Origin of the sequence: Meiothermus hypogaeus, assembly GCF_003574035.1 — a bacterium.
Lineage (GTDB): Bacteria > Deinococcota > Deinococci > Deinococcales > Thermaceae > Meiothermus > Meiothermus hypogaeus.
Map to the genome: position 1 here is coordinate 1 of NZ_QWKY01000113.1, position 8,016 is coordinate 8,016.

Here is an 8,016-nt window from a genome sequence, read left to right on the forward strand (position 1 = left end):
GGGCAGGGATTTACCTTTGCCAGAGTGTTTTTTGGCTTTTTCCTCTTTCGCGATTTGTGGTTCTTGTGCAAAAGATTTTTCTGTGGTTGGCTGTGGCTCTGGCTGTTTTTTTTCTTCGGGCTGCTCGGGCTGGGACTCTACCGCTTCGGTAAGAACGGGGTCGAGCTGGGCTGGGTTCAGCGGTATACCCTCAGTCGTACCGCTGGGGGTTTCCACCGTCTGGGTAAGCAGGGTTTCGGGCAGCTGGAGTTTCATGGCTTACCCTCTTTTTGCGAGCAGATACAGCCCAAACAGGGCAGCGCCTACACCCAGACCTGCCATGCCTACGCCTACACCGCCTACGGCGGTATCACGGGCAGGCTGCGACACCAGCGCAAAGGCGGATTTGATCTCAATGGTGAGTCTGTATGCCAGATAAATGGCCCCTGCAATAGCTGCTACCGTAATGATGATCGGCACAAAAAAGGCCGCTGGTTGATACAGGTCATCGCTTTGTACCTGGGCCTGGGTTTGCCTGACTCGAAACTGTAAAACATAATTCCCGCCAGACCTTCCCCAGTCCACCACCTCGACGGCCTGGCCAAACTTAGCTGACAGCACCCTTTGCAGATCGGTTCGTGTTACGCGGCTGATGTCGCCGCTGATAGCCAGCACGGCTTCATACAACCCCGGCCCAAGCTGCTGATTTTTGCTTACCGGTACACGGGTAAAAGCCATGCCTACAGCTTCGATGTAGGCAATCTGATATGCAAGGCCGTTTTAGCCGTCTGAGGCAGACGGCGTATTCTGACGCGGCGTAAGAAGCTGGTTGAGTAGCGCAAACAGGGCAATCACCTTTGCGGCTGCGGCCTCACCCACCCCAGGCAGCGCGGCCAGTTCTTTTATCTCTACTCCGTTCAGATTTCGCAGATCGCCCTGGGCATAGCTCATGATGCTTTCCGCGCTGCGGCGATCTGCCAGCAACACGGTCATGAGTTGGGTTTGCTGGGCGGTGGTGGGTGTGATGGGGTTGGATTTACGTGTAAATAGCCGAAAAGCAGATCTTCCGATATACCCCTTTTTGATGTCCATACTTACCTCAGGTTCAGCGGTTCGCAGTTGTCGAGCTGTACGGCAGCGGCCGGGCCCGGTGTGCGCACGCGGTATTCTCCGGCGGAGCCGGCCTCGAGGGTTGAGGCGGTCACGTTGCCCTGGTCGGTGTAGACCAGGATGCGTTCAGCGGAACCGGAGATTTTTAGCCGGATCTCGTAGTTGCCTATTGTTACTTGTTCGATGGTGCCCGGGCAAAGGAGCGCTGGGGCTGCCTTAGGGGTTGGAGTGGCCGTGGGTAACGCAGTTTTCGCCGGCGAGCTCGTCGGGGTGGTTGGGGTCTCCTGTACAACCAGCGCTTCGCTGGGCGAGGGTTTGAGTAAAAGCCACCCAAGGTAGACGATCAGGGCCAGGGCAATGATCAAACGAAGGGGGTTGAGGTTTTTATCCATAGTGTATCTCCTTCAGGGTAGCAAACTCGCTGGATGAGCGATGGGTCAGGTGCCAGTCCTGGCAGTGTGGGCAGCGATAGACGTATAACTTGATGCCTTTGCGTTTGCCTATTATTCGGGCGGCGCGTAAGGCGTTGCAGCGGTCGGGGTGCCGGTACTTTAGCTGGATAGGGCAGAGTTGCATTACAAGGCCTCCAGTGCTGCATTGACGGCGGCCTGGCCCCAGACGGTGAGGTAGCCATAGGCCCCCTCGGTGATTATGCCGTCGGGGTCAACTTTTCGGGCGACCAGAGAGCCGGTTTTCAAGAATCTAGTAAGCATGGCTTTGGCCCGCTCCTTGAAGTCTTTACACGCTTTGGGAAGCGTTTTCAGTGCGGCCTCTAACGGCCTCACAATGGCCTCTTTGACCTCATGCATGGACGCGCCGGCGAGGTCAAAAAGCAGTTGAACCCAGCCCGCACGCTTGTATCGCCAGTACCCCCACCAGCGCCCCACGTTACGATAGCGGCGGGGTACGGCGTGCTGATATGCCTTCATCCCGCCCTGTATTTCCTTGGCAAGGTAGCCCCAATGTTTTTCCCGGATCACCTCTACCCTGGTACCAGCCCTAATGTGGTTCCAGACGCCGGCACTTAGCCCCATCCCCTCGAGCATGGCTTCAGCAAATTCCCGCCCGCCCTTCTCGCGGTAGGCATCGTAGAGGGCCAGCGTTTGCGGGTCGAAGTATGCGTTCAAGTCGGATCCCGCCACCACCTCCGCCCAGGCCCGCCCTATCCAGGCCCGCAGCTCGGCGGGGTCAATGTCCTGGCAGTTCCACAAGAAAAGGTGGATGTGGGGCGCACCCCGGAGCTGAAACTCGAGCTTCCAGACCAGCCCCCAAGATGCGCCAAAGCGACGCTCAAAGCGCTTGCGAAACGCCTCGAGGTGGGCCTTTACCTTTTTGCCATCCGGCCCCACTTCCCTCAGCTGCCTAAGCTGTGCTCTCACTTGGGCCCGCAGCTCGGCCCAGCGCTCACCCCAGCCTGGGCCCTTGGGCCGGTAGCGGTGAGCGTTCATGAGGCCCCAGGCGCGGCGGAATTGCCACAGGGCCTCGGCGTGTTCGGGCGATATAGCCCCTTCCCAGTCGCGGGGGTAGGTAAGCGTAATCATCAACTCAGGATAGATGTCGGCGGCTTCCAGTTCGCGGGTGAGCTCGAGCAACCGGCTCCGGCTCTTCGCGCTGAGCGTGCGGATAATGCCGCGTGCACTCTCTCCTCCCAGCTTGGATTGCAGCAGCCCCCCTATTCGGAGTTTGAGGGTGCCGGGGTTGATCATTAGTCGGGCCCGTAGGCCCAGAAATTGCGTGCTGAACCTGGCGTCGAGATATGGAGCATTTGACAAGCCCGGCCCCACCCAGCTAGCCTCAATACGCCGATGCCATATTGCATTAACGGATTTTGCTATATCCCTACCAACAGCGACGGCCCTACCTGATAAATAGGTATCAATCAGCCCCCATCGGGGATCCTTGGGGGGCAAGGTCAAAAATCCGCAGCGCAAATGATGGGCCAGCCGGTCGCTGACCGGACGGGGGTAGCCCTGAACATGGGGGCTAAACTCGCGGTATTGGCGTGAAGGTGTCGAGGCGTTGGGTAAGTTCATCATACTCAACCTTTAGCTCAGGAACGATGTCACGGCTCCCAGATATGACAAACACGTAGGTTTTGAAGTCTGCCGCTAAATAGCTGCTGACTGCATAGGAGTCGAGATGGAGGGCCTTTGCAATTCCCTCGAGCTGACCAGGGGACACGCCATTAGGCCCCCATACTTTGGCCTCCCACCGTCCTGAGGTCATATACGTCAGCGATATGAGCAGCCCTGCCCGGCGGAACCGGGCGGTGCGGCAGGGGTTGCAGGCGGCTAAACCCGCGTAGGGGTGCAGGTCCATCATTGGGCTTTTATGGGGTGGGTTAGGCGATCCTGGTGGCGGGTGAAATCCTCCGGCTCTACCTCTTTGGCCACGGCTACACCGCCCTCCAGCACATCCCGCAGCGTGAGCATGACCGCCAGCATGGTTGCGTACTCGCGGGCGGCCTCTTCGGGTTTCATGCGGCCTTCGGCTATGCGGCGGCGGTAGACGTTTTTGCGTAGGGCAAGCTCCCGGCGTAGCGCGGTAATCATGTCCTCGAGTTTGATGATCATCAGACCATCACCCCCAGCTCGCCGCAAACTGCCAGCAATGCCCCTAGCCGGGTTTTGCCAGTCTGCCGGGCTACCGGGCGCCGGAATGCCAGGGCACTACCCTGGGCGCGAACATAAAAGCATTCAGCCATCCACAGTTCAGGGCCGCGCTGGTTGAGTAGCACGGTGTATCCCAAAGACTCTAGGCGGCGCTGTATCATCTCCGCGCGTTGGATTTGGGACTGCATAGACATTTTTCACCCCCCCAGGCCGCGCAACCAGAGCGCAGCCGTGTCTAGCAAGGCAACCAGCAGCCAGACCAAAAAAAGCCCGGCGGCCGTCAGTGCCACCTCACGACTAAGCGGCATTTTCATTACACGCCCCCAATTCGATACCGAGTCAGCCGCTCCTCAAAAAGCTCGAGCTCAAAAAATGTCTGTATGTTCTGCTTCCTGCTCTCGTATGCGGCAAGGTTGGCCTCCCATATGACTTTGACGTGCTCGATGCCCTGAGCAACCTCGAGGGCCTCAATCTCGTTGATGAGCCGCCGGGCATCCTGCCACCCCTGATAAGGGCATGGAGCGTAATCGGAGGCCTCCGCGTCGTCCTCAAGGTAGCTAATCAGTTGCGCGACGTATTCGACATCGCCTCCATGCACCCGGCATAGGGCGATCTGTAGGGCCTTCTCGAGCCGTGCGTTCTGTGTTACGCTATCCATACATACTCCTTTCTGGCCCCGGCGAAAGCCGGGGTTATTTCCTGGCGTGGGTGTAGTCATAGCTGGCCCAGGGCTCGGGGCTGTTGATCCACTCCTCGAGGGCCCTGGCCGGGATGATGATCCGGCGGCCTAGTCTTTTGTGCGGGATAGACCCGGCCCGCACCAGCTCGTAAACCGTGCTGGGATGAACGCCCAGGATTTGGGCGGCTTCCTCGACGCGGTAGGCGATTTTGGGGGGGTTAGTCATTGGGGGCCTCCTCCGTTAGGGGGTTGTCTCTGTTTCCTTTACGGATGCGTCCGTATTCATGGCCAAAAAAACACGAACACTATCGGGGAAAACCCGGTAGTGCTTCCCTAAGCGCTTGGCTTTGATCTTACCAGTTTTTATGTATCTCCTGACAGTGTAGATCGAGACATTTAGCCACGCTGCCACTTCATCTACGCTCATCAGTACTTCGGGCTCAACTCGCCTGTAAATCATGGCTCGAGTATACGGATAGCTCCGTACTTATGTCAACTACCAATACGGAGCATATGATAGCATTAGCCTATGTCCGTAATCTATCCTTTGCTTATGCCAGGCCAGGTGGTAGCACGGCCAGATTGGGCCAATGCACTTAGAGTACGGCGGGAAGACTTGGGCATAAAGCAAAGCGATTTTCCTGAGCTAACGGATGACCTTATATCTCAAGGCACTGTAAGCGATATAGAACGGGGAAAGGTAAATCCGCTCAAGTTGGAGGCCCGCAGATTGTTTGCTTATATAAAAGCGCTTAAGTGGACGCCAGAGGACTTTTTCAAAGCTACAAACCTAAACCCTCAGTACATTACCGAGGTAAGTCGTACAACTGGCTATCGTAGAGACGCCTTCCCGATTAACACGCGCCTTATGCCGGTGCTAGGGGTGGCTGCTGGCGGCAAGCCTTACGAATACCCAGTACCAAATAATCTTTGGCGAGCTGGTGGTGCAGTGTTCATGGTTGAAGGTAGCAGCATGGATGATGGCACCGACCGCGCTATTTGTGAGGGCGATATGGTGCTAGTGGATACCAGTATCACCAGTGTTCAACCTGGGAAGTTGTACGTGCTGGAGATTTTGGGCGACGGCTACACTATCAAGCAGGCCCGCAAGCTCAACGGTGAGTGGGTCTGGTTGCCCTTTAACCCCGAGCACCCCGCGCTGCATCCCAAGGAGGTACGGATCGTTGGTCAGGTGTACAAGGTGCTTAGAGCGGGGGATGTGTGATGCTTGAACCTGTTTTTAGTTCGGTGTGATTAACAATTTCCTAACCATGGCTCACGATGCATTACTAGAAATTTTTGAGGACATAGATGTTTTCTTAGATGAATGGCTCAGCCCTAATTTCAAGTTTGCAAAAAAGGGTGAGCTATTCGAGCGTTTTGTAGAAAAGCTCTTCAAGCGTTTGCCGGGTTGGACTGTAAAGCGCCAGGGTGACTCCAGCAACCCCGACCAGGGAAGCGACCTCATCGCCATCTCGCCTCATGGCATTCGCTACATTGTCCAGCTCAAGCACTACACCGCCGCGAAACCTAGCGGCCCCGATGTTAGCCATACCTATTCGGCTATGGCTTTGCATGGAGGGCACCATTGCATCCTGTGCACTTCGTTCAAAGTAGAGTCGGGTGGTTCACCTTTTACCAAGGATGCTCAGGATAGGGCTAGGCAACTTGGAGTGAAGTTGTGGGGACGGGATGAGCTGGCCCTACTTTACCGGGCAGCAGAGCAGCCTTATTTACTTCGTGAGCTTGAACTAGATCACCGCCCCGTTGTGGTTGAGGCACCACCACCTCCAAAACCTATAAAGGTGGAACCCGAGCCTTTGCCAAAACCAGAAGCGCCCCCGGCTCAGCCAGTAGTTACTGCCGAGCCTACACCCGCAACTTCGTCGAGTTGGCTGCTTGAGCTCGTAAGGCACTGGTGGGTGCTTTTGCTGGTTGTAGTTGGTTTGCTATTAGCCCAATACCTTCTTTTTTCCTTGTCGCATAGGGCTGTTCGGCAAACCCTTTTGGGGTTCGACCAAGCCTACCGCTATGCCCTAAACACAAACGATACTTCCCGATTGAGAACCTTTGCTACCGATGACTTTATCAGAACCAGAGTTCAACTATTTGTTGACCGCAGAAGAAAAGATGGTTGTGTTTTGCTTACTCAAGAACAGGAGGCTCCAAAATTTGTTCGGGTTTGGGTTGATCGTGGCACGGCGGTTGGTTTAGTGAAAAAAAACTGGAAGCAGACTTTGGTTTGTCGTGAAAGGGAGAATAGGGTCGTCTTGGACAAAGACTTTGAGATTACTTACCGCTTGGCAAAACAGGGTGGGTGGAAGGTTGTAGAAAGCTCGGGTAATTGAATATGAAACGCACTCGCCGGGGCAAAGGCGAAGGTTCCATCTTCCAGCGCAAGGACGGGCGCTGGGCGGCCTTCGTCACTGTAGGGTATGGGCCTGACGGCAAGCAGCAAAAGCGCTGGGTGTACGGGCGTACCCGGCGCGAGGTAGCCGAGCGGCTCGCCCGGCTCCTGCCCAAAGCGGGCTATGGGCTGATTCAGCCTCACCGCTTGCGGCTGGGGGAGTGGCTCGAGCGGTGGGCTGCCGAACACGTCCGCACCCACAACATCCGCCCATCCACTGCCGCCAAGTACGACGAGTATAAAAAGCGGCTAACCCCGCTGGCTCAGGTGCCCCTCACCCGGCTAACCCCGCTGGCTATCCGCTCCTTCCTGGCTGACCTGGCCCACCTCTCCCCGTCCACCCGGCGGCAAACCTTCCAGTTTTTGCGGGCAGCTTTGCGGGACGCTTTACGGCTTGGGCTTGTCGAGTCCAACCCGGCAGAGGCGGTAGACCCTCCATCAGGGGGCCGGGTGCGCCCCGCCCAGGCATGGACCGCCCAGGATGCGGCTAGGTTCCTCGAGGCAGCCCAGCCGCACCGGCTATACCCCATGTTTGCTTTTATGCTCGCTACCGGGCTTCGGATTGGCGAAACCCTGGCCCTTCAGTGGCAGGACTGGGAGGGGGAGCGATTGTGGGTGCGCCGAACTTTGCGGCTTGATGGCACATTTGGCCCTACCAAAACCCGGCACTCCCAGGCCGCGCTATACCTCGACCCGGATACCCAAGCTCTGCTTGCCGCCCACCGCCAGGGCCAGGCCGAAGAGCGGGCCACCGCCAAGCGCTGGAAAGAGAACGGCCTGATTTTTCCTTCGGAGGTGGGAACCCCTATCACCCACCGCAACGCGGCCAGGGTGCTCAAATTGCTTTGCCGGAAGGCGGGCGTGCCCTACATCAGCCCCCACGGCATCCGGCACACCTACACCTCGCTGGCCTTTCGCGCAGGCCTCAATCCCAAACAGGTGGCCGACCGGTTGCGCCACGCAGACCCCAGCTTAGCCCTGCGGATTTACCAGCACCTTCAAGAGGAAGACCAGCGCCGGGCGGCCCTGAACCTTGACACCTTATTACACCTACACGGTGGCAGAACTGAACAAAATGAACTGGTTACAACAAACATGAAGCAGCAAAAGAATCTGTCCGGCAAAGCAAAATCAAAACTGGTCAAAACCGTCAAAAGATAATGCCAGGTTTTCCTAAACCTTAGGTCGCAGGTTCGAGTCCTGCCGGGCGCACCAGTTCTGGACGAAAA

General features: G+C 57.0%; 13 protein-coding genes and 1 pseudogene. 3 read left to right on the forward strand and 11 right to left on the reverse strand.

Translation table 11 applies throughout. The features are described 5' to 3' along the window. The 11 genes and pseudogenes from Mhypo_RS18415 to Mhypo_RS18920 form a co-directional block, all read right to left on the reverse strand. A pseudogene (locus Mhypo_RS18415) lies at positions 1–216 on the reverse strand (hypothetical protein); the annotation flags it as partial. A 42-nt stretch (positions 217–258) separates the two neighbouring features. Next, on the reverse strand, positions 259–717 hold the full coding sequence (locus Mhypo_RS16455; RefSeq protein WP_119342335.1) for a hypothetical protein: 459 nt from the start codon (positions 715–717) through the stop codon (positions 259–261). Between the two features lie 42 nt (positions 718–759). Then, entirely contained in the window at positions 760–1,071 is a 312-nt protein-coding gene (locus Mhypo_RS16460; RefSeq protein WP_119342336.1) for a hypothetical protein, read from the reverse strand. Between the two features lie 2 nt (positions 1,072–1,073). Beyond that, positions 1,074–1,481, reverse strand: coding sequence for a hypothetical protein (locus Mhypo_RS16465; protein WP_119342337.1), 408 nt, complete (start codon positions 1,479–1,481; stop codon positions 1,074–1,076). After that, positions 1,474–1,665 (reverse strand): hypothetical protein, encoded by a 192-nt coding sequence (locus tag Mhypo_RS18225; protein WP_170148338.1) that lies wholly within the window; start codon positions 1,663–1,665, stop codon positions 1,474–1,476. The genes Mhypo_RS16465 and Mhypo_RS18225 overlap by 8 nt, the downstream gene beginning before the upstream one ends. Then, positions 1,665–2,795, reverse strand: coding sequence for a rolling circle replication-associated protein (locus tag Mhypo_RS16470; RefSeq protein ID WP_119342338.1), 1,131 nt, complete (start codon positions 2,793–2,795; stop codon positions 1,665–1,667). Before Mhypo_RS16470 ends, Mhypo_RS18225 begins: the two co-directional genes overlap by 1 nt. A 612-nt stretch (positions 2,796–3,407) precedes the next feature. Then, entirely contained in the window at positions 3,408–3,662 is a 255-nt protein-coding gene (locus Mhypo_RS16480; RefSeq protein ID WP_119342340.1) for a hypothetical protein, read from the reverse strand. Continuing rightward, positions 3,662–3,889 carry a hypothetical protein gene (locus Mhypo_RS16485; RefSeq protein ID WP_147075442.1) on the reverse strand — a complete coding sequence of 76 codons (228 nt, stop codon included), beginning with the start codon at positions 3,887–3,889 and terminating at the stop codon, positions 3,662–3,664. The genes Mhypo_RS16480 and Mhypo_RS16485 overlap by 1 nt, the downstream gene beginning before the upstream one ends. A gap of 125 nt (positions 3,890–4,014) precedes the next feature. After that, the gene (locus tag Mhypo_RS16490) at positions 4,015–4,359 is read right to left on the reverse strand and encodes a hypothetical protein (protein WP_186814647.1); all 345 of its coding nucleotides are present in this window, start codon (positions 4,357–4,359) and stop codon (positions 4,015–4,017) included. 34 nt (positions 4,360–4,393) lie between these two features. Beyond that, a complete protein-coding gene (locus Mhypo_RS16495) occupies positions 4,394–4,606 on the reverse strand; it encodes a helix-turn-helix domain-containing protein (protein WP_119342342.1) in 213 nt (70 codons plus the stop codon). Positions 4,607–4,621: 15 nt separating this feature from the next. Then, the gene (locus Mhypo_RS18920) at positions 4,622–4,840 is read right to left on the reverse strand and encodes a helix-turn-helix domain-containing protein (RefSeq protein ID WP_119342343.1); all 219 of its coding nucleotides are present in this window, start codon (positions 4,838–4,840) and stop codon (positions 4,622–4,624) included. Positions 4,841–5,248: 408 nt separating this feature from the next. Between Mhypo_RS18920 and Mhypo_RS18230 the strand changes: the two genes are divergently transcribed. The 3 genes from Mhypo_RS18230 to Mhypo_RS16515 are packed head-to-tail and all read left to right on the forward strand — an operon-like array spanning position 5,249 to position 7,948. Beyond that, the gene (locus Mhypo_RS18230; protein WP_276309764.1) at positions 5,249–5,605 is read left to right on the forward strand and encodes a LexA family protein; all 357 of its coding nucleotides are present in this window, start codon (positions 5,249–5,251) and stop codon (positions 5,603–5,605) included. Between the two features lie 46 nt (positions 5,606–5,651). Next, positions 5,652–6,728: a restriction endonuclease gene (locus Mhypo_RS16510; RefSeq protein ID WP_147075444.1), complete on the forward strand. Its 1,077-nt coding sequence runs from the start codon at positions 5,652–5,654 to the stop codon at positions 6,726–6,728. Positions 6,729–6,730: 2 nt separating this feature from the next. Then, the gene (locus Mhypo_RS16515) at positions 6,731–7,948 is read left to right on the forward strand and encodes a tyrosine-type recombinase/integrase (protein ID WP_119342346.1); all 1,218 of its coding nucleotides are present in this window, start codon (positions 6,731–6,733) and stop codon (positions 7,946–7,948) included. The last annotated feature ends 68 nt before the right edge of the window (positions 7,949–8,016 follow it).